Below are 22,223 nucleotides of genomic sequence, written 5' to 3' on the forward strand. Positions count from 1 at the left end.
TTCTTGGGAGTATTCCCAGTCTGAGACTGGGAACTAGAAGACCTTTAAAAATTAAACTGTGTCCGCAAGTTACCTATAAAAATTGTCGGGTTGTTATCAAAGTTATTAGGATTCACAACCACAGAAAATGAAGGAACTAAGGCAATATTGCTAGATATCGGCACAAAATAACTACCTTCAATTTCATACCAAGTACCACCATTACCAGCACCGGAAACCAGGTAATCACGACCAGATGTGATATCCATAGGAATTAAAAAGGAAAGTTGTCCCATTGCACCTTCTTTACCCAAGTCTGGAAAAGCCATCCCCAACTGGAAGGACTGGGTGTTAATTTCTCCATCAGGAACGCCGGGAGTAGTTGGATAAACTTTGGTACTGCCGTAGGTATAACGCCCGAAAATTCCGAATTTGGGAGTAATGCGCCAATCTGCATTGATACCAAAGGTGTCTGCTGTACCATTGCTAACATCACCACCCAAACCATCATCTGCTACACCATAAAATGGTTCGGTCAAACCACAACAAAGTTGTCTATTCCCACTACCAGTAACGTCATACCCTTGCATATTGGTGCGGGTGTACAAAAATCTAACGTTGGCAGTTCGGCTAGGTTTATAAGTTAGTTCTGCGGTGAGGGTGTTAGTTCCCCCAAATAAACCTTGATTGGGGTCACTAGCAGAGTTAAAGGGTGGACTGGGTAAGTATTCGTCGGTTTCACCCATGTAGGCTAATTTTAACAAAAATTTATCGCTCATATCCCACATAGCGATCGCCCCCGCACCCCGATCAATAGCATTAACTAAGGTACTGTTAGCAGAGTTGAAGCTAATGTAGTTAAAAATCGGCGCTCCCTTAGTAAACGCAAAGGAAAATTGATTTCCTTCTAAAAACCGGAAGTAGTTAAACCTTGGACCGATGACAAATTGGAGTTTATCACCCACAGGAAACTGATAATACAGTTCTCTAACTGTTACTTCACCAGGAGTTACAGCCCCAGGCCCGGTGGTAAAATCAGCAAAAGAATAATCCAAACCAGCGGAAGCATAGGAATTAGCCAAAGGCCCAGGAAATGAGTTAGAAGTCCCCATTGCTAGTTGTAAAACTAGACTATCTCTCCCAGTAAAGGAGGTAACAAAATCCAACCATACTAAACCTGTGAAAGTGGTACTAGGATCATTCACTGTATCAATTACAGGATTTCCATCTGCACCCCGGAAACCTAATTCTCTCTGGATATTACCATCAGAAAAACCCGCTGCTAGGTTCATCCAAGCAAAACCATAGAGTTTAGTAGTGGTAGAAAATTGTTGATCTTCTAAAATAGCGGTTTTTGCTTCCAGTGCATCCACTCGGCCACGCAAATTAGCTAATTCTGTGGAAAATTCCCCTTGTAATCTTTCTAAGGTTTCTAAATCAGCTTTTGTGACTGCATCGGCGGTAGCTGTAGCAATTAGTTCTTGAATTCTATCTAAACAGGCATTTAAACCCGCTGCGAACTCATATCTGGTCATTGCCCGATTACCTCGGAAAGTGGCATCAGGATAACCCGCAATGCAACCGTAGCGTTCTACTAAACTTTGTAAAGCGGTAAATGCCCAATCGCTAGGAGACACATCTCGAAATTGAGATACAGAATTTACCTGTGCCATACTATCGTTAGTATCACCAGGGTTTAAGGTTAAATCCGTGGCATTGGAGCTAAAATCAGTAAATTCTTCAACAGAGGTTATACTAGGGTTAGTGACAGGTAATTCTGATGGCTCATTAATTGTACTTATGACTAATTTAACGCTGTTTGGGTTTTGCGGATCTTGGTTAACAGAGTTAATATCAATATTACTAATCTTTTCTGGAATTACAGTATGTTCTGATTCTGCTGTCTCAGATGCAGTATTTTTAGTTTCTGCTAACACCTGCAAAGGATGAATTGCTACACAGGAGGATAGTAAAATAGTCATCCATAATGCTTGTTTTACAGATAGTTGATTTGGGTAATCTTTTAGATTATTAAACATGATAATTATCACACCAATTTTTTAATGTTTTTTAAGAAACTATGAAAATTAACTCACAATTATCTAACGTAAGACTTACTAAGCAAGACTTTCCGCTATTTTGGTTGAATACTCAACCACACTTATTTAGTGGTGAATATATTAACCCAATATTTTCCAGACATCCTTTGAGTTACAAAATACTCTCTTGTAAAATCATACAACAATAACAATGTAGAATTTTAGATGTAAAGAAAAATAAATCACACCAGATTAGCTGGAAGCCTGATCTGAGAATAAATACTAAAAACCACTGAAATTTTTATTACCTAAACAGCAGTTTTAGGTTATATTGTATATGTTTGGAAAATAAAAAGCCTAACCTTAGAGTAAAAAAATCACTACTCTATGCTTAAAACTAAGTGTTGGGCAAACTGCGAGCTATCACTGAGGCTCAGGGTAAATAAACTAAAAAGATGGCTTTAATACTTTTTTAACTACAGTACAGTTACACAGTGACTTAATACTTATCTACTCAGTTCTGCTCACTCAATTTAAACACAAATAAGCAAAGCGTAACAAAGCGGAGTTTTCAATTATCATGGCTGAATATACATTAGAAGAACAGGCACACATAGCCTTAGTTCAAGCATTTTTTGAATCGCAAAAAAATGGTAACATCTTAAGTCAAGCAGAAGACTTTTTTGCAGAAGAGAGCAGATATATATTCATTCGTGGTGGAGAAGAAAGACTAGGTAGAGGAGACGAAACAGGCCCAGAAAGTTTACTCACAACCACACCAACAGACTATTCTGAATCCGTAGGGGGTTTACCTTTAAAAACACTAAACTTTATTACCTCCGATCCTGCCAATGGCATCTTTAACCTGTCTGATGTCAAAGTCGTTCCTCGGATTGGAGGTTTTACCTCAGAAACAAATCAACTAGATACCAATGCCTACAATGAATTATCCTTTGCCCATGAACGACATGATTTGATACCCTTTAGCGATAACTTTGTCGGACCAGATGGAGTAGTGAATTTTTACGAAGACTTTTTCAATAATTTTGAAATTGTTAAATTCATTACTAGTACAGAAGAATTTGCCCAGGAGAGAAACAGACCATCACCCCTACCCTACGGAATTATTGCCAATGATGATAATTTGGCAGTATATGGGGAATTTGAATTCCGTAATAAGTTTACTGGTAATACAGCTAAAGCCCTTTTCCGTATAGATATTGAGTTTGAAGATGGTTCAGAGGGGAAAATCAAAACCTATCATTTTTGGACTGATACTCACACCCTAGCAGCAGCAATGCGGGTAGGAGGATCATGGAGAGGGCAATATGGACTAAGTGTCGGACCATTAATTCAAACAGGATCCAATGTAGAAGATTTTCGTTTTCCCACAGTTTCCGAATTAGATCCTAACAAATATGTTGAAAATCCCTTATTTGGTCGTCACTATGACCCCAAGGGTTATTTAGTAGATGAAAATGGCAACGGACTAAATAACAATCCCTTTCAAGTTGGCAAAATAGAAGAGCGTCTATTTTTGCCTTTGTATGTTCAATGGGGAACAGGTGAAGGTGATTACCTCAGTGGTTTTACAGACACCAGTAAATACTACGATCCAGAATATCCCCACGATCAACTTTATGGGTTACAAGGTGATGATACGTTGATCGGTTTGATTGGTGACGATGAACTTTACGGGGGTAGCGGTAATGATTTTTTAGATGGTGGTGCAGGTCAAGATCGGATCTATGGTCATACTGGCATCAATACCCTAACAGGTGGTGCAGACGCTGATATTTTCGTTCTGGAAAACCTCTTTGATCTCACCTCAGAAGCCACAACATCCACAATTACAGACTTTTCCATTGTTGAGGGAGACAAAATTGGTCTGGGAGGAACATTCACCTTTGACCAATTAACCATAGTTGATGGGGTAAATGGTGCAGAAATTAGCCTTATAGGTTCAGGTTTACCAACTTTAGCTATTCTAGAAAACATCACTGCGGCAGAACTCACTGCCGATCAATTTACAGAAATAAGACCAGATTATCAAATTGGTGTTACAGAACCTGATGATGTCATTGGTGATGCTGACACCAACGAATCTCTAGTCCTTGGGTTCTTCCAGTCCTTCTTTACCGGAGATGTATTCCGCTATACCAGAGATAACTTTACAGAAGATGCCCGTTATGTAGTGATACAAGGGGAAAATAACAACTACACCGGTGATGATGCCTTCTCTGGGGAACGCTACCGCATTACACCAACAACTAAAGAATGGACTGGTTTTGAGGGCGCACAAGGGTTTATTTTTAACCTGTTCCAAGTAGTAGATATTCTGGGAACACGCTGGCCAGACCAACCCCCTGTCACCAATTTCTACATAGAAAAATTTGTCACCGACTCCGCAGATCCAGATAATATTGCCATCTTTGGACGGTTTTTGTACAGAAATAATAGTACAGCCAATATTACGGACGGACCTTTTGCTTACAATATTCAAGTTAAACACGTTCTGGATGAAGAAACAGGGGAATTAGTTCCCAAAATTGACTTGATCAGTTTCTTTGAAGATTTCTACATCTTTGGTTATAGTTCCCGTATGGGTGGGTCTTGGACAAGAAATTACAATGGTGAGTTAACTAATATTTCTTGGGGAACTAATACCGGGGAAACCTTTGAAGGTAGTGATATTGACGATATCATTTATGGTTATCAGCAAAATGACACCCTCTCCGGTGGTATTGGCAATGACACCCTCTCCGGTGGAGAAGGGGATGATGAAATCGCCGGTGGTTTAGGCAATGATGAACTTTGGGGTAATCAAGGTAATGACCTGTTTATATTCACCACAGGACAAGGAACAGACACCATCTATGATTTTGTAGTCGGACAAGACCAAATCAGTCTCTTAGATGATCTGACATTTGATCAGTTGACCCTAACAGCAATAGAAGGTGATTTAGAAGTCAAAGTTACCAACACCCAAGAAGTCCTAGCTATCCTCACAGGAGTAGAAAGTTTAACCTCAGCTGATGTGATAGCTCAATCTGAAGACCTAGTATTTGGTACACCAGGAAATGATGATCTCTTTGCACCCATAGACCTAGATGGTAGGCGGGACATAGTATTTGTTGGTGCTGGAGATGACAAGGTTGATGTCAGTTTATCTACTGTCGGACGCAACAGAATCTTCGGTGGTAGTGGTGTAGATACCATTTATGTCAGCACTAATGATCGAGTCTTTGGTGGTTCAGGGGATGATGAATTTGAAGCTACCGATGGCCAAGGTGGAAATAGAATGTCCGGTGGTGCAGGAGATGATATTTTCTTCCTGGGTTACGGAGATAGAGCTTTAGGTGGTGAAGGTAACGACGAGTTTTATGTCGGTACAGGTGGAAATAACCTCATTGCCGGTGGTGTGGGTGCGGATCAGTTCTGGTTGGTCAATGCTGAGTTACCAGATGCTGCTAATACCATTCTTGACCTGGAATTAGGTATGGATACCATTGGTATTGGTGGTTATGTCCAAGCTGATCTCAGTTTTGGTACAGATGGTTTAGGTAATGCTACTCTGGCTGTCCAAGGTACTAATGTGGCCAGTTTTATCGGTATTACTCAAGCTCAGTTAGAAACCGCTAACTTTGCGTTTATGTAGTCTGTAAAAGATGAACTTTAGCCTCTCTCCTTCTTGGGGAGAGGTTGACAAAGCTTGCTTTTTTGTTGATATTTCAGGATATAAAAGCCTATATCCGCATCGGCTCAGAATTGAAGAGAAGTTCATCTACTGCCCAGCAAAAAATTATAATTAGCCTTCAAGTTTTGCAACAAATTATTAAATTAAATCTTAAGTGATCAAGTTATTCAATAAAGTAGAAGACTAATCTAAGATACACTAGATTACGTATAATACCGGGTTGTTATTTACTAAGTATTTAATAAAAAACGGACAGTTTAATAGGAGTATTTGCATGACTTTATCAGCAATAGAACAGGCTAACTTAGCCGTAGTACAAGGATATTTTAGCTCTTTTGTAGATGGCACACTTTTTACCTATCTGGAAAATAATTTCCAGCCAGATATTGAATATGTAATTCTAAATCGTACCAGTGGAATACTTAACAACCCAGCAGATTATTCTGATGATAAATTTACCCACGAAAGACAGTTTGCAGCACCTCATTCTGGTGTAGCAAATAGTATCCCCGCAGTTCAAGCCTATTTTAGCGAGTTACTGAGAGAAGTCGAAGTTAGAGAATTTAACACCAGAAAATTCGTTGTTGATGGTAATAACGTTACGGTCTTTGGTGATTTTTTCTTTGTCGGCAGAGACACAGGTAATCAAGCAGAGGTAATACCACTAGCAGTGGATATTGAAGTTAGTGATTCTGATCCTGATCCTAACGTTTATGTACCAAAGTTTCAAAATTATCTCTTCTTTGAAGATACTTTTAGCTTTTCATCAATATCACGTCAAGGAGTTAGTTGGCGCAGATATTGGGATGGAGAATGGCAAAATATCTTCTTTGGATTAACTGACAGTGAAACTATCACAGGAAATGAAACAGAAAGTAATATTATCTATGGTTATCAAGGTAATGATACTCTGACTAGTGGTACTAATCATGATATCATTTGGGGTGGTAGTGGTGATGATATCATTAATGGTGGTGAAGGCAATGATACCCTTTATGGCAACACAGGCAATGATACCTTAACAGGTGGTGATGGTGCGGATAACTTTGGTATTGGTTTAGATCAAGGGTTTAATACTATTACTGACTTTGTGCAAGGTACAGATTTTCTAGGATTAATAGGTACTTTAACCTTTGCTGATGTCAGTTTTAGTATTGTTGGCAGTGACTTACAAATTAGTACCAATAGTACATCTCTAGCTATCTTAAATGGTGCCAGTGGTTTAACCTTAACTGCGGCAGACTTCCAAGAAATTCCTAATACTGACAGAACCCCCATTCCTGAACCTGAAGTTCCTGGAGATTCTATAGCAGATGAAGCTATCAATCTTGATGTAGTGCAAGGATTTTTCAATTCCTTTTCAGGTGATATCAACACACTTTTTGACTACATTGACACAAACTTTGATGAAGATATTCGTTATACATTTATTACTCCCACTTTAGGAGCTAATAACCCTTCTGATTATGCTGATGATAAGTTTGCTCATGAACTTCAAGTTTTACTTCCTTTTATAGGACTAAAAATCGGTAAAGAGCAAGTTAAAGAATCTTTAGCAGACTTATTCAGTGAATTTGAAGTTGAAGAGTTTGTTGTTGATAAATACGTAGTTGAAGATAATAGTATTGCCGTTCATGGTGGACTATCCCTGATCAATAAAGAAACAGGTAACAAAGCTGCATTACAAGCAGATAATATAGAGCAGTTGTTACCTTTTACTGTTGATATTCGCCTAGAAAACGGTCAAATTGCCGAATATAAGTTTTACGTAGATTCCTATGCTCTAGCTGCTGCTGCTCGTCAAGGTGGTGCATGGCGACGTATCTGGGATGGCGAATGGACAACCATGGTATTCGGAACTAAAGAAGGTGACAATCTGATCGGCATCCAGGATGAAAAGAATGTCCTGTTTGGTTACCAAAATGATGATCATGTCATGGGAGGTCATGAAGATGATGTTATCTATGGTGGTAGTGGTAATGACACTATCAACGGTGGTTTAGGTAATGACAACCTCTACGGTAATGAAGATAGTGATACCTTTGTCTTAACCACAGGACAAGGAACAGACACCATCTATGATTTTGTAGTCGGACAAGATCAAATCAGCCTATTAGATGACCTATCCTTTGATCAATTAACTCTAACAGCAATAGAAGGTGATTTAGAAGTCAAAGTTACCAATACCCAAGAAGTCCTAGCTATCCTCACAGGAGTAGAAAGTTTAACCTCAGCTGATGTGATAGCTCAATCTGAAGACCTAGTATTTGGTACACCAGGAAATGATGATCTCTTTGCACCCATAGACCTAGATGGTAGGCGGGACATAGTATTTGTTGGTGCTGGAGATGACAAGGTTGATGTCAGTTTATCTACTGTCGGACGCAACAGAATCTTCGGTGGTAGTGGTGTAGATACCATTTATGTCAGCACTAATGATCGAGTCTTTGGTGGTTCAGGGGATGATGAATTTGAAGCTACCGATGGCCAAGGTGGAAATAGAATGTCCGGTGGTGCAGGAGATGATATTTTCTTCCTGGGTTACGGAGATAGAGCTTTAGGTGGTGAAGGTAACGACGAGTTTTATGTCGGTACAGGTGGAAATAACCTCATTGCCGGTGGTGTGGGTGCGGATCAGTTCTGGTTGGTCAATGCTGAGTTACCAGATGCTGCTAATACCATTCTTGACCTGGAATTAGGTATGGATACCATTGGTATTGGTGGTTATGTCCAAGCTGATCTCAGTTTTGGTACAGATGGTTTAGGTAATGCTACTCTGGCTGTCCAAGGTACTAATGTGGCCAGCTTTATGGGTATTACTCAAGCTCAGTTAGAAACCGCTAACTTTGCGTTTATGTAATCTTTTTGTAAATTCATAATTTTTAGGGTGCGTTAGTGAAATTTAACGCACCATTTTTATGGGCTGCATCAGAATGTCCAAGATGTTATTTTGAAAAGGAAGGATAATTTAACAGTCAGAATAATCTAACGCAGATGCACACAGATAGACGCAGATAAATTTGGATAATTAAAAATTAAAATATGATACTTTCAAACTACATCCTGTAAATTCTCCAATCCTGGTTATCCTGATTCAGACAAAAGATAAATATATAATATATTAAAATTAATCTCAGCAATCTTGACTATTAAGGATATGATCATTTGGCAACCAGGACAAGAAATCAACAACGGTAGATTTATCATTCAAGGTGAGGCTTTAGGTATTGGTGGTTTTGGTATTACCTACAAAGCATTAGAACCCAGCACTGGTAAATTATACGCTATCAAAACCCTCAACTCAACCATGCAACGAAGGGAAGATTTTACAGAACAACAGGTTAAGTTTATTAACGAAGCATTGACAATTAAAGGTTTTGATCATAGACACATTCTCAAAGTTTATGAAGTCATCCAAGAAGGTCAACTTTTTGGGGTGGTGATGGAATTTATTGATGGGGTGACTTTATTTAACTATGTCCAAAAAAACGGACAATTATCAGAACAAGAAGCATTATTATATATAAATCAAATTGGTCAAGCGTTGGAGTATATTCATAAAAAAAGACAGTTACACCGAGATATTAAACCATCAAATATTCTGTTACGAGAAAATCAACAAGAAGCGGTTTTAATAGACTTTGGTTTAACTCGCAGTCTTGCTACTAAAAGCATGACAAACTCCCTCACAGAAGGTTATGCACCTATTGAACAATATAGAAGAAAGGGTAATTTTGGTTCTCACAGTGATGTTTATGCTTTAGCTGCAACTTTATATTATCTCTTAACTGCTGATGGATTGAAAAAAGAGGGAGAAATTTGTCCAGTACCAGCAACAAACCGGAAATATGAAGATGAACCTTTACCAGAACCTAAACATTATAATTCTCGCATTAGTCAGAGGGTGAATGATGCTATTTTGCAGGGAATGGAAATAGAACCGGAACAACGTACTGCAACGGTTTTTAAGTTTCGGGAAAATTTGGGTTTGGTTGTTCAACCTGTAACACCACCTATTCCTACACCTCAACCACAACAACAACAAAATATTTCTACACCTCCACCACCTCCACCTCAAACTGTGCGTTTACCGCAACCTGAAAATTCTTCTTCTTTTGTATCTAAGATGAAGGAAATTTTCATTCCTCAAGGATGTACAGGATGGTAATTTTTAGATGGTTTAAATAATGCAAAAACCATCATCAATAACATCCTCAAAAAATCCCCAACTTCCCAACAAAAAATCATTCAATAACATCCTGAAAATTCTCAGTAATTTTATATTATATAAACCTTTTAAAAATGCTGTCTTACCCAATTTCTAAACTCTTTAATTGTCCCATTTCTACCGATAATTTTACTTTTTTCTAAATATTCAGGAATAACTTCTATTAATGGTAAATTAGGAAAATTTAAACTTGACTGAGATTCGATATAACGATCATTTTCTAATATATTAATATTCAACTTACCATTTTCAAAACGCCAGACTTCAGGAACTTTTAACCCTTGATATATATTCAAATGAGTGCGAGAAGTAATATCAATTTCTAAGGCTAAATCTGGTGGCGGATCAATAGTTAAGTCTATTCGTTTTTTACCCCTAATTAAAGGTTCATTTTTGATATAAAAACATTGTTCTGGTTCGATACCTTGCGCTATAAATTGATTTTTAAATGTGGTAGAACCTAAACATCTAAATTCAATATCTAATTCCTCTAATAATGCTTTAAATAAATCACTAATAATTTCTTTATTATCTTCATGTTCTGGTAATGGAGTCATAATTTCTAAGATTCCTTGATCATAAGCAATTCGCGCAGCACGATGTTCTCCTAATTCTTCGAGAATGGTTTCTAATTCTACCCAAGTGACATTTTTTAATATTACTGTTTGTCCTGGAGGTACATGAATACGCTTTAATTCTAATAACATTATCTTGAGTCCTAATAATGTTTAGTACATTTAATATAATATCATTTTTGTATATTATTTACAAAGTTTTTCGACTACTAATAAATATACCTCTTGGTTTTTCGGTTTTCGGAATATCCATAACCAGGGAATAAATTCCCTGTCTCAAAGCTAAAGTCGGTTTTAACCGACTCTTATTCTGGTTGAATTTCCAAATCACAATAACATCCTGCAAATCCTCAAATCCTGGACATCCTGATTCAGACAAATAAAATCCCCAACTCCCAAAAAACAATCATTCAATCACATCCTGAAAATCCTCCCATCCTGGATATCCTGATTCAGAAATTTTCCCCCAATTACACCAAGATCATGTATAATATTCAACATTCTATAAAAATTATCCAATATGCAATCTACTATCACCCTGACAATTACCACAGGTAAACTCTCAGGAAAACAATATATATTCGACAGTCGCACCACTTGTTTAATTGGTAGAAATGATGATTGTTATTTATCCATTCCCTGTGAGATTGACAGAAAAGTTTCCCGTTATCATTGTTTATTAGATATCAATCCCCCAGAAATAAAAATTAAAGATTTAGGCAGTTTAAACGGTACTTATCTTAATAATCAAAAAATTGGTAGTAGAGAACCTCACCACACAGCGGAAGAAGCCAAAAAATTAAACTTTCCTGAATATGATTTACAAAATCAAGATAAAATTACCATAGGTGATATTGTTTTCCAAGTTAATATTCAAATTCCCCAACCACAACCAGCTAATCAACCTCCTAATATTAAAACCCCTGATATTAAAACTCCTGGTTTTATCCAACCACCCCAACCAAAAACTAAAACAAAACTTTTTGATGTCATCCAAAATTTAATCAAATTAGCTATAGGTGGAAACAAGGAATTAAAAGTTTTACGCAATTATCAAATTATTCAATCTATTCGTAAAGGTGGTTTTGGTGAAGTTTATTTAGCGCAAAATTCCCAAACTGGTGCAAAAGTAGCATTAAAAGTCATGTTACCAGAAGTTGCCCAGGATGAAAATAATGTGAAGATGTTTCTCAGGGAAATTGATAATCTCAAAGCTTTAAATCATTTCCATGTTGTGAAATTATTAGATGCTGATTATGCAGAAAATATGTTTTTTCTGGTGATGGAATATTACGAAGCTGGAAATGTTGATGATTTAATGAAACAATTAGGGGGAAAATTACCTGTAGATATGGCGTTAGGAATTATTCTCCAAGTTTTAGATGGTTTAATTTACACCCATAATGTAGAAATTCCCTATGTAAAATTAGCTGATGGTGGTTATAAATCAGGTAAAGGTTTAGTTCACCGGGATTTAAAACCTCATAATATTTTTCTCTGTAATATTAATGGTAAATTAACTGCAAAAATTGGTGATTATGGTTTAGCGAAATCTTTTGATTTAGCTGGTTTAACTGGACAAACTTTAACAAAAACTATCGGAGGTACACCTGGTTTTATTCCCCGTCAACAGGTATTAAAATATAGAAAATCTCAACCCGCTGTTGATGTTTGGGCAAGTGCAGCTTGTTTATATAATATGTTAACGGGATATGTTCCCCGCAATTTTACTGGTGATACGTTTATGGATATTTTAGAAAATGACCCTGTACCCATTTTAGAACGTAATGCTAATATTCCTCAAAAGTTAGCCGAGGTGATAGATTTAGCTTTAATTGAAAAACCACAGATTTATTTTCAAAATGCTACACAGTTAAAGCAAGTATTGAAAAATATTTAAAAGCGTCTGATCAAACAACGATTGTATTTATTATAATGTATATTTTTGCAAAAAGATAGTTTAAATACTCAGAAGGTACAAGGAAAAAGTTAAAAATTGTTACTTTTCACATTTTCTTTTGTCGGCAAACCTTAAATTTACTGGGATAAAGATATCAACTCAAAAATTTATTTGGAAAAAATCAGGAATAGCACGGAGTAGTCGTGTAGGAGTCCGTAGATTCCTAGTAATTTTACAGAATATAGATTATGACACCATTACATATTTATCAAAAACATGAAGAATGTATAAAATCTAATCATTTTCTTGTATAAGAGTGAGAAATTACAATCTATAGGTTTCCACTAAATTCTTATCAAAACGCAATACAAAATATTACCCACTGGTAATTAATTTCTAACTCTGATTCAGTCTTGAACAAACTACTCATTGTTCAGAACCGATTTTTAATCAGCTATAACAAGAGCGAAAATTTATTATGCTTCCCGTTGAATTTGACTATGCTGCTCCAGATAGCCTGGAAGCAGCAGTAAAATTTCTGAAAGAAAAATCCGGTGCTGTAGTTTTAGCTGGTAGTCACAGCCTAATTGCAGAAATGAAGCAAGGTCATCTTGCTCCATCCCTACTGGTAGACCTGCATAAAATTACAGAATTAAAAGGGATCAATTATGTAGATAAAATCCTGAAGATTAACGCCCTGACTACCTATGGTCAAGTTGTGGCATCCTCAGAAATTCAAACAAATTATCCCGCTCTAGTTGAAGCCGCCAAAAGCATTGGTGATCCGCAAATTCGTAACCAGCAAGCTATAGGTGATGTTTTTGCCTACCGTGATCTAGCCTGTGATTTCACCGCAGTTGCCCTGGTACTAGAAGCAACTTTTAGTACCTTAAATGCAGATGGCAGTCATACAGTTGCGGCAGAGCAATTTATTGATCAAGCCTTTGGTAATAATTGGCAAACTCAAGAAATAGTTACATCAGTTAACCTACCTGCTTATGTAGCAGGGACTGGCAGTGCTTACCAAGCCTTTAAACACCCAGCTACCGGTTATACATTGTGTGGTGTAGCTGCCCTGGTGACAGTTACCAACGGCACAGTCAGCAAATGTCGGGTAGCTGTCACTGGTGCTACTCCCCATGCCATACGCTTAACTCAAGTAGAAACAGCTTTGGAAGGGAAAACAGCAACAGCAGAAAACATAGCAGCCGCAGCTAAATTAGCTGGAAACAGTGTAGATAGTATTTTAGGCGATCGCTATGCCTCGGAAGAATATCGCCGTCATTTGATGGAGGTAATGAGCAAACGCACCCTCAGTCAAGCCGTGAATAGCAGGTGACAGGTAACAGGTAACAGGTAACAGGTGACAGGTGACAGTTTAGTTTTTGTTAATGTCCTCACTTCCTTGTCTCCAGCTATAAAAGGTGCATAGGTTTGCTCACAGGAAAGGGAATTTTCATGAAAGCACTGATTTTAGAAAGACCAGGAACTCCAGACACACTCAGACTAGCAGAAATGCCCCAACCCCAACCAGGAGAGGGAGAAGTCAGAGTCAAAGTCAAAGCAGTGGGCTTAAACCCAGCAGATTATCAATTCATGGCAACTGGCTTTCCTCAGTGGAATTATCCCTTTATTCCCGGCATGGACGTAGCAGGAACAATAGACGCTCTGGGTAAAAATGTTACAAACTGGTCAATAGGCGATCGCATCTATTATCATGGCAACTTTACCCAACCAGGAGGCTTCGCCGAATTTGCCATTACCACCGCCGACACCATCGCTCCCATTCCCGAAGGCGTATCTTTTACAACAGCAGCAGCTTTACCCTGTGCCAGCTTTACCGCCTACCAAGTTCTCTATCACAAACTACACATCCAACCAGATCAAACCATCCTCATCCACGGAGGAGCAGGAGGAGTAGGTGGTTTTGCCATCCAATTAGCAGCAAGAACAGGACTACAAATCATTTCCACCTGTTCCACCCAAAACATAGAATGGGTAAGGCATTTGGGCGCAACAGAAATTATAGATTACACCAGGGAAAATGTCCCTGAGAGAGTCAGAGAAATTACCCAAGGTCGGGGAGTTGATGCCATCATTGATACAGTCAGTTCCGCCAGTGCCACCACCGGACTAGAATTATTAGCTTATGGTGGTAGCATTGCCTGTGTAGCTGAACTACCAGACTTGAGTAAAATGCAATCCTTTGGTAAAGCAATTTCTGTCCATGATATTGCACTAGGAATGGTTTATTTATTAGGGGATAAAAAAGCCCAAATGCAATTAGCAGAAATTGGTAAAGCCATAGGAAAATTAGTTGCTGATCAACAAATAAATCCCCTCCTAGAAAAAATAATTTCCTTAACAGAAATACCTCAAGCATTAGAACATCTTGCTGGTCGTCATGGTCGAGGAAAAATAGTAGCTCAAATAGAAGATTAAGGTAAGTGAAGAATATGAAACTAAAAGGAAAAAAAATTGGTATCCTGATTGAGAGCGACTTTTATGAACACGAAATTTGGTATTACAATTATCGCTTTCCCGAAGAAGGAGCAGAACTACATTTCTTGAGTCGGTTGTGGGGACAACCATATTTAACATTTAAAGGTCATGAATATCATGCACCCTTTGAATGTCATAAAAGTTTTGAAACAATAGACGACGCAGAACTCAAAACCTACGACGCTATTATTGTTCCTTCCGCCATGGTATCTGACCGCCTCCGGTACACAGAAGACGTTACCAAACCATCCCCAGCGGTAGAATTTCTCAAACGCGCATTTGCTGAAAAAAATATCCTTAAAGGCATAATTTGTCATGGAATGTGGTTAGTTTCACCCGCACCAGAATTAGTTAAAGGTCGTCCCGTTACCTGTCACAATAACCTTTATAGTGATGTAGTGAACATGGGAGCTATTTACACTAACGAAGATGTAGTATTAGATGGTGATTTAGTCACAGGACGTAGTGGTGGTCATGCCCATTTATTTGCTAAAAAAATTATTGAAATATTAGCAGAACGTTAACAAAAATCAAGGTTAAACAAGGTTAAAAACAGTCATGGGTTTACAAATTTTTTCTCAAGTTGCACTCACCTGTAAAGATCCAATTGCCACCGAAAAATTCTATAGTAAATACTTTGGTTTTAAACGCGCTCGCGTTGCCAAACTACCCGATGGCAACCAGATAGTATTTATCAAAATGGAAGACTGCGCCTTCTATTTAGAAATATTTAAAGCCACAGAAGAATCACCCATAGCACCACCAACCAACGACGGCTATAACTTCCCCAGTGTCAGACAACTAGCATTTAAAGTTGATAGCGTAGATGCAAAATTGGCAGAAATGGGAGATGATGCCAAAATTACCCTTGGACCCCTTAATTTTGATGACTTTATTCCTGGATGGCGAACAGTTTGGTTAGCAGATCCAGACGGTAACATAGTTGAAATTAGCCAAGGATTTGTAGACGAAGAAAATCCTCCTGCATTGTAATATTTGAGGTTAACTAATTTACAAATACTGATTTTTTATGAGGATCAAATCATCAAGACGCTATCCAAGGTATGTTATGTCATACTGACCCAAAAATAGAATCAAGACTCAGGAGATAACTACCAATGTCTAATGAAGACAAAACTGTAACAGAAGAAAAACCAGTCGCCGCTTTTCATGGCAATGAGCGCATCTTAGCTCTGAGTGATGGTGTTTTTGCTATTGTAATTACCTTACTGGTACTAGAAATTAAAGTCCCAGAAATTGCATCGGATTTAGTAGCAAAAGAACTACCTCATGCAGTCATGGAATTAGTGCCGAAAATGATCGCTCATGCCATCAGTTTTGTAGTCTTAGGCATTTATTGGATCAGTCATCATAACACCTTCATGCACATTAAACGTCATGACAGAGTTTTATTGTGGCTTAACATCCTGTTCCTGATGTGCGTTGCTTCCATGCCATTTCCCACCGGGTTACTCAGCGAATATCCAAATCAACAAATTTCAGTCATTGCCTATGCTTTACCCCTAGTATTGGCAGGTGTATCTATGGATGTGATGTGGTGGTATGCCTCCACTCATAATCTATTAGATGAACATCAAAACGATAAGAACTTTATAGCATTTGTACATCGCCGTAATTTAATTGCACCCATAGCTTATTTATTTGCCATAGGTGTATCTTTTATCAGCCTGACATTAGCAAAATTCGTGTTTATTGTGGTGGCATTATATTACATTTTGCCAAATCCTTTAGATCGCAAACGTCATCAATTATCTCGTCGTTTGGATCGGTAGATTAAACACTAAAAAATTCAGTCCAGTTACATTTCACAATCACTTGATATCTGGAGAAAAATAACATGAGTGTAAGTTTCTCATTTTCTGATCTAATTGCTGGATACGTTACAGATAGCATCGCCGACGATGGTACTTTTGGACTAAAAACATCCGATGGTCGAGAGTTTAAAGTCAAACTCAGCCCCATGGCCTATGCTAAATTAATCCAGAACTTTGACGAAGGCTATCCAGATGCTACTGGTAGCATGAGATCAATGTTAGTTACCGGACGCTATTTATTTACTTATGGCGTATTTTATCCAGATAGTCAGATATTCGATGCTAAACAGATCGTTTTTGCTGGCCGTCAAAAAGATGACTTCGTATTTGAAAAACAAGACTGGTGGGTAAAACAAATTAATGCTTTAGGTAAATTTTACTTAAAAGCTCAGTTTGGTGATGGTGACTACGACTACCGCAAATATCGCACCACCTTAAACCTCAGCGGTGTACAGTCAAGCACCAACTTCCGCCAAGAAACAGACACCATCTCCCGTCTAGTCTATGGTTTCGCCACCGCCTTCATGATGACCGGTAACGACAGTTTCCTGAAAGCAGCAGAACGAGGTACAGAGTACCTGCGGGAACACATGAGATTTGTGGACTCCGACGAAGGTATTGTTTATTGGTATCACGGTATTGATGTCAAGGGAGAAAAAGAAGATAAAATCTTTGCTTCCGAATTTGGGGATGATTATTATGCTATCCCTGCTTATGAACAAATTTATGCTCTAGCTGGCCCTATTCAAACCTATCGCTGTACCGGTGATCCCCGCATTATGGATGACACCGAAAAAACTATTAAGCTTTTTAACGAGTTCTTACTAGATAAAGGCGAACATGGCGGTTATTTTTCCCATTTAGACCCCTTAACCTTAGATCCCCTCAGTGATTCATTAGGACATAATAAAGGCACAAAAAACTGGAACTCCGTCGGTGATCATGCTCCCGCTTACCTAATTAACCTCTGGTTGGCTACAGGTAAACAGGAATACGCAGATATGCTGGAGTATACCTTTGACACCATTGAAAAACGTTTTCCTGACTACGAACATAGCCCCTTTGTGCAAGAAAGATTCTTCCAAGACTGGTCACATGATACCACTTGGGGTTGGCAGCAAAACCGGGCAGTAGTTGGTCATAACCTGAAAATTGCCTGGAACTTAATGCGGATGCAAAGCCTGAAAGCTAAAGATGGCTATGTGAATCTTGCTCAAAAAATTGCCGATATCATGCCAGATGCGGGTAGTGATCAACAACGTGGGGGTTGGTACGATGTGGTAGAAAGAACCCTCGCTGAAGGCGAAGAGCATTACCGCTTTGTTTGGCATGATCGTAAAGCTTGGTGGCAACAAGAACAAGCAATTTTAGCCTATCAGATTCTGGCAGGAGTTCTGGAAAATAAAGAATATCATCGCTTGGCACGGGAATCAGCAGCATTTTATAACGCTTGGTTCTTAGATTTAGAAGAAGGTGGTGTTTACTTCAACGTTCTTGCTAACGGTATTCCTTACCTAGCTGGAGGTAACGAACGGGGTAAAGGTTCTCACTCCATGAGTGGTTATCACTCCTTTGAGTTATGTTATTTAGCAGCGGTTTATACCAACTTGCTAATTACGAAACAACCAATGGACTTCTACTTTAAACCCATACCTGGTGGATTTGCTGATAATATCCTCAGAGTTTCCCCAGATATTTTACCTCCTGGTAGTGTGAAAATTGGTAAGTGTGAAATTGACGGCGAACCTTACAGCAACTTTGATGCAGATGCTTTAACCGTTACCTTACCTAAAACTAGCGAACGGGTGAAAGTAAAAGTACAAATTGTGCCTGTGTAGGAAGATGGGGGAGGAAAAAAGTCAAAATTAATCACTCCTGTACGGGCGAACGGCCGTTCGCCCCTCCTAAATTCTCTTAAAAAATTTAGCCAACATTAACAATAAATATGGAAATTAACATTACTACCACTGAAGATATCAAAGTCGTTGAACTGATTGGTGATATAGATGCAAATACAGCGCCAACAGTCACAGAACAAGTGAAACCCTTAGTTGAACCAGGCAGTAAAATTCTGCTAGACATGACCAAAGTAGAATATATGTCCAGTGCAGGTTTACGTACACTATTAACAATACATCGGCAAGCAGAAGCTAAACAGGGAAACCTGGTACTTGTCGGTTTAAATGAAGAAGTTGAAGACACAATGAGTGTTACCGGATTTTTAGAACATTTCAAAACAACCAAAGACCTAGAAGCCGGATTAGCAGCCCTTAAATAAGGATAAAATTTCATGGACAGAATTGATATTCATCCTACCCATTCTTACGAAGGGTTTAAATTACGTAGTGGTAAACCTTTTCCCTTTGGTGCAACTATAGTCCCTGGGGGAGTAAACTTTTCGATCTTTTCCAGTCATGCCATATCTTGTACTTTAGTCTTATTTGAAAAACACGAGAAAAAACCCTTTGCAGAAATTCCTTTCCCTGAAGAATTTCGGATTGGTAATGTATACTGCATGACCGTGTTTGATCTGGATTATGAAAATCTGGAATATGGCTATCGTATGGATGGTCCCAATAACTTCCAGGCAGGTCACTGGTTTGATAGCAGTAAAATTTTGATGGATCCTTACGCCAAGATTATTGGGGGGCGGGATGTTTGGGGTGTAACTCCCGACTGGAATGATATTTATCACCATCGTGCCAGAATTGCCTTTGATGATTTTGACTGGGAAGATGATCGGCCTTTGGAAATTCCCCCAGAGGATCAGGTTATTTATGAAATGCACGTCCGTAGTTTTACCCGTCATGCTTCTTCTGGTGTGAAAGAAAGACATCAGGGTACTTTTGCTGGTATTCGGGAAAAAATTCCCTATCTGAAAGAGTTGGGTGTCAATGCTGTAGAGTTGATGCCTATTTATGAATTTGACGAGTTTGAAAATAGCCGTCCTAACCCCCAAACTGGGGAAACTCTGTATAATTACTGGGGTTATAGTACGGTTGGTTTTTTTGCTCCCAAGGCTGGTTATGCCGCGACTGGTAAGTTTGGGATGCAGGTGGATGAGTTAAAATCCCTGGTGAAGGAATTACACAAAAATGGGATTGAAGTAATTCTAGATGTAGTATTTAATCATACCGCTGAAGGTAATGAAAATGGTCCAACAATTTCCTTTAGGGGGATTGACAATAAGACCTACTATATGTTGACCCCAGAAGGATATTATTACAACTTTAGTGGGACTGGGAATACTCTTAACTGTAATAACCCCATTGTTCGAGGTATAGTTTTAGACTGTTTACGTTACTGGGCTTCAGAATATCATATTGATGGTTTCCGGTTTGATTTGGCGGCTATTTTAGGTCGTGACCCTTGGGGCGCACCTTTGGCGAATCCGCCTTTGTTGGAGTCTTTAGCTTTTGACCCAATTTTGGCTAAGTGTAAATTGATCGCGGAAGCTTGGGATGCGGGCGGTTTGTATCAAGTTGGTTCTTTCCCTGCTTACGGGCGCTGGGCAGAATGGAATGGTAAATACCGTGATGGGATTAGAAAGTTTTTGAAGGGGGATGGTACTGTTGGGGATGCAGCCCAACGTTTACAAGGTTCACCTGATCTTTATGCTTGGTCTGGCCGCGCACCTGCAACTTCCATTAATTTTATTACGGCACACGATGGTTTTACCATGATGGATCTAGTTTCCTATGACGGGAAACATAATGAGGCCAATGGTGAAAATAATAATGATGGGACAAATGATAATGATAGCTGGAATTGTGGTTGGGAAGGGCCAACAGATGATCAGGGTATCAATGCCCTAAGACATCGCCAGATTAAAAATGCCTTAGCGATGTTGATGGTGAGTCAAGGTGTACCTATGATCCTCATGGGTGATGAGGTGGGCAGGACTCAGTATGGTAATAATAATACCTATTGCCATGACAATGATTTGAATTGGTTAGATTGGACACTGTTAGAAAAGAATGCAGATTTGTTTAAGTTTTTTAAACACTGTATTGCCTTCCGTAATTTACACCCAGTGTTAAGAAATCCCTGGCATTTCCAAAACCGAGATTACGTAGGAAGTGGTTACGCAGATATTACCTGGCATGGTACACAGGCTTGGAATGCAGATTGGTCAGATTCTAGTCGGACTATAGCTTTTATGCTGTGTGGTAAGCACGCCAAACAGGGAGCGGTGGAAGATAACTACATCTATGTGGCCATGAATATGCACTGGGAATCTTTATGGTTTGAAATTCCTGGTTTACCTGTGGGTATGAATTGGCACGTATTCGCAAACACTGGTGCGACTCCACCCAATGAGAGTTGGCAACCTGGGACTGAACCCATGTTAGAAAATCAATCAGGGTTGTTAATGGGCGATCGCTCTGTGGCAATCTTAGTAGGGAAGTAGGTGATTGGTGATTGGTGACTGGTGATTGGTGATTGAATTATTGATCACCCACTCTCCCACTCACCTACTCTCCTGACTCCTTTTTATAAATTCAAATGGTAGGAAATTATGGCTTTTAGTGCAACTTTAGAAACAACAAGTAATGGCATCGCTAAAATTAGCTTATTTGGTGAATTGGATGCCAGTACCGCACCAGATTTTAAAACCAAAGTAGAAGAAGCTGCTGCTGGCAACCCTAAACGATTAGTCTTGATGATGCAAGAGTTAGAGTACATGGCCAGTGCAGGACTACGGGTACTGATCTTTGCTAAACAAAAAATGGGATCTAGTGTAGATATTTATATGGTAGGAACTCAAGAATTACCATTAGATACGATCAAAAAAACTGGTTTTGATCAAAGTGTTTATCTGTTGGATGAATACGACGCAGCAAAAATAGAAAACGTGTAATCAACTTTTGTAGAGATGTTGTAAATAACGTCTCTACATCTAAAGATTAGGCAAATATTTAATTTAATCATTGCCATTCAAAAATACTAAATTATGGAAACATTAACCTTAGCAGGAACATTAGATTCTTTAGGGGCGATCGCTAAATATGTGATGGAAGCAGCCCAGTCAGCAGGTTTAGATAAAAAAGCCTGCTATAAACTACGTTTAGCAGTAGATGAAATTGCCACAAATATTATCACCCACGGCTATGAAGAAGCGGGATTAGAAGGTAAAATCAACCTATCTAGTGATCTCAAAGCATCAAGTTTAACTATTTGTTTGGAAGATACTGGATCTAGATATGATCCTTACGAAATGGTGACAGTAGAAGCTGAAGAATTAAATAAGCGATTGGAAGAACGTCGGATGGGTGGACTGGGAGTATACTTGGCTATACAAGGGGTGGATCAATATTTCTATGAGCGTGTGGGAGAAAAAAATCGCAACATTTTTGTTGTAAATCTTAAAATAGCCGATTCATAGGTGTTATTGAAGCTATATTAATTTAATTCCATCCCCGTCAATCTCAGTTAACTAGGTTAAGCAATTGAAAAAAATCAAGACA

At 38.6% G+C, this 22,223-nt stretch carries 17 protein-coding genes; 14 read left to right on the forward strand and 3 right to left on the reverse strand.

Going from position 1 to position 22,223, the window contains the following annotated elements:
• Positions 1–44: 44 nt before the first annotated feature.
• Positions 45–2,018: an iron uptake porin gene (locus WJM97_RS09285; protein ID WP_353932754.1), complete on the reverse strand. Its 1,974-nt coding sequence runs from the start codon at positions 2,016–2,018 to the stop codon at positions 45–47.
• Between the two features lie 580 nt (positions 2,019–2,598).
• Between WJM97_RS09285 and WJM97_RS09290 the strand changes: the two genes are divergently transcribed.
• The 3 genes from WJM97_RS09290 to WJM97_RS09300 all read left to right on the forward strand — a co-directional run bounded on the left by WJM97_RS09290 (position 2,599) and on the right by WJM97_RS09300 (position 9,883).
• On the forward strand, positions 2,599–5,676 hold the full coding sequence (locus WJM97_RS09290; RefSeq protein WP_353932755.1) for a hypothetical protein: 3,078 nt from the start codon (positions 2,599–2,601) through the stop codon (positions 5,674–5,676).
• A gap of 313 nt (positions 5,677–5,989) precedes the next feature.
• Positions 5,990–8,575, forward strand: coding sequence for a hypothetical protein (locus tag WJM97_RS09295; RefSeq protein ID WP_353932756.1), 2,586 nt, complete (start codon positions 5,990–5,992; stop codon positions 8,573–8,575).
• 282 nt (positions 8,576–8,857) lie between these two features.
• A complete protein-coding gene (locus tag WJM97_RS09300) occupies positions 8,858–9,883 on the forward strand; it encodes a serine/threonine-protein kinase (RefSeq protein ID WP_353932757.1) in 1,026 nt (341 codons plus the stop codon).
• Positions 9,884–10,011: 128 nt separating this feature from the next.
• Here the strand turns inward: WJM97_RS09300 and WJM97_RS09305 are convergent, their stop codons facing one another.
• Both WJM97_RS09305 and WJM97_RS09310 read right to left on the reverse strand, forming a co-directional pair.
• Positions 10,012–10,650, reverse strand: a complete 639-nt coding sequence (locus WJM97_RS09305) for a Uma2 family endonuclease (protein ID WP_353932758.1) — start codon at positions 10,648–10,650, stop codon at positions 10,012–10,014.
• A gap of 58 nt (positions 10,651–10,708) precedes the next feature.
• The gene (locus WJM97_RS09310) at positions 10,709–10,897 is read right to left on the reverse strand and encodes a hypothetical protein (protein WP_353932759.1); all 189 of its coding nucleotides are present in this window, start codon (positions 10,895–10,897) and stop codon (positions 10,709–10,711) included.
• Between the two features lie 141 nt (positions 10,898–11,038).
• On the opposite strand from WJM97_RS09310, the gene WJM97_RS09315 reads away from it, so the two are divergent.
• The 11 genes from WJM97_RS09315 (at position 11,039) to WJM97_RS09365 (ending at position 22,141) form a co-directional block, all read left to right on the forward strand.
• On the forward strand, positions 11,039–12,418 hold the full coding sequence (locus WJM97_RS09315) for a protein kinase (protein ID WP_353932760.1): 1,380 nt from the start codon (positions 11,039–11,041) through the stop codon (positions 12,416–12,418).
• Between the two features lie 478 nt (positions 12,419–12,896).
• On the forward strand, positions 12,897–13,757 hold the full coding sequence (locus WJM97_RS09320) for an FAD binding domain-containing protein (protein WP_353932761.1): 861 nt from the start codon (positions 12,897–12,899) through the stop codon (positions 13,755–13,757).
• A 119-nt stretch (positions 13,758–13,876) separates the two neighbouring features.
• Positions 13,877–14,860, forward strand: coding sequence for a zinc-binding dehydrogenase (locus tag WJM97_RS09325; protein WP_353932762.1), 984 nt, complete (start codon positions 13,877–13,879; stop codon positions 14,858–14,860).
• 14 nt (positions 14,861–14,874) lie between these two features.
• Entirely contained in the window at positions 14,875–15,444 is a 570-nt protein-coding gene (locus WJM97_RS09330; RefSeq protein ID WP_353932763.1) for a DJ-1/PfpI family protein, read from the forward strand.
• A 34-nt stretch (positions 15,445–15,478) separates the two neighbouring features.
• Positions 15,479–15,913 carry a VOC family protein gene (locus WJM97_RS09335; protein ID WP_353932764.1) on the forward strand — a complete coding sequence of 145 codons (435 nt, stop codon included), beginning with the start codon at positions 15,479–15,481 and terminating at the stop codon, positions 15,911–15,913.
• Between the two features lie 125 nt (positions 15,914–16,038).
• Positions 16,039–16,713 carry a TMEM175 family protein gene (locus WJM97_RS09340; protein ID WP_353932765.1) on the forward strand — a complete coding sequence of 225 codons (675 nt, stop codon included), beginning with the start codon at positions 16,039–16,041 and terminating at the stop codon, positions 16,711–16,713.
• Between the two features lie 65 nt (positions 16,714–16,778).
• Positions 16,779–18,593 carry an AGE family epimerase/isomerase gene (locus WJM97_RS09345; protein ID WP_353932766.1) on the forward strand — a complete coding sequence of 605 codons (1,815 nt, stop codon included), beginning with the start codon at positions 16,779–16,781 and terminating at the stop codon, positions 18,591–18,593.
• Between the two features lie 107 nt (positions 18,594–18,700).
• On the forward strand, positions 18,701–19,033 hold the full coding sequence (locus tag WJM97_RS09350) for an STAS domain-containing protein (RefSeq protein WP_353932767.1): 333 nt from the start codon (positions 18,701–18,703) through the stop codon (positions 19,031–19,033).
• A 12-nt stretch (positions 19,034–19,045) separates the two neighbouring features.
• Entirely contained in the window at positions 19,046–21,166 is a 2,121-nt protein-coding gene (gene glgX / locus WJM97_RS09355; protein ID WP_353932768.1) for a glycogen debranching protein GlgX, read from the forward strand.
• Positions 21,167–21,274: 108 nt separating this feature from the next.
• Positions 21,275–21,616 carry an STAS domain-containing protein gene (locus WJM97_RS09360; RefSeq protein ID WP_353932769.1) on the forward strand — a complete coding sequence of 114 codons (342 nt, stop codon included), beginning with the start codon at positions 21,275–21,277 and terminating at the stop codon, positions 21,614–21,616.
• 93 nt (positions 21,617–21,709) lie between these two features.
• A complete protein-coding gene (locus WJM97_RS09365; protein WP_353932770.1) occupies positions 21,710–22,141 on the forward strand; it encodes an ATP-binding protein in 432 nt (143 codons plus the stop codon).
• The last annotated feature ends 82 nt before the right edge of the window (positions 22,142–22,223 follow it).

Source organism: Okeanomitos corallinicola TIOX110 (genome assembly GCF_038050375.1).
Taxonomy (GTDB): Bacteria; Cyanobacteriota; Cyanobacteriia; order Cyanobacteriales; family Nostocaceae; genus Okeanomitos; species Okeanomitos corallinicola.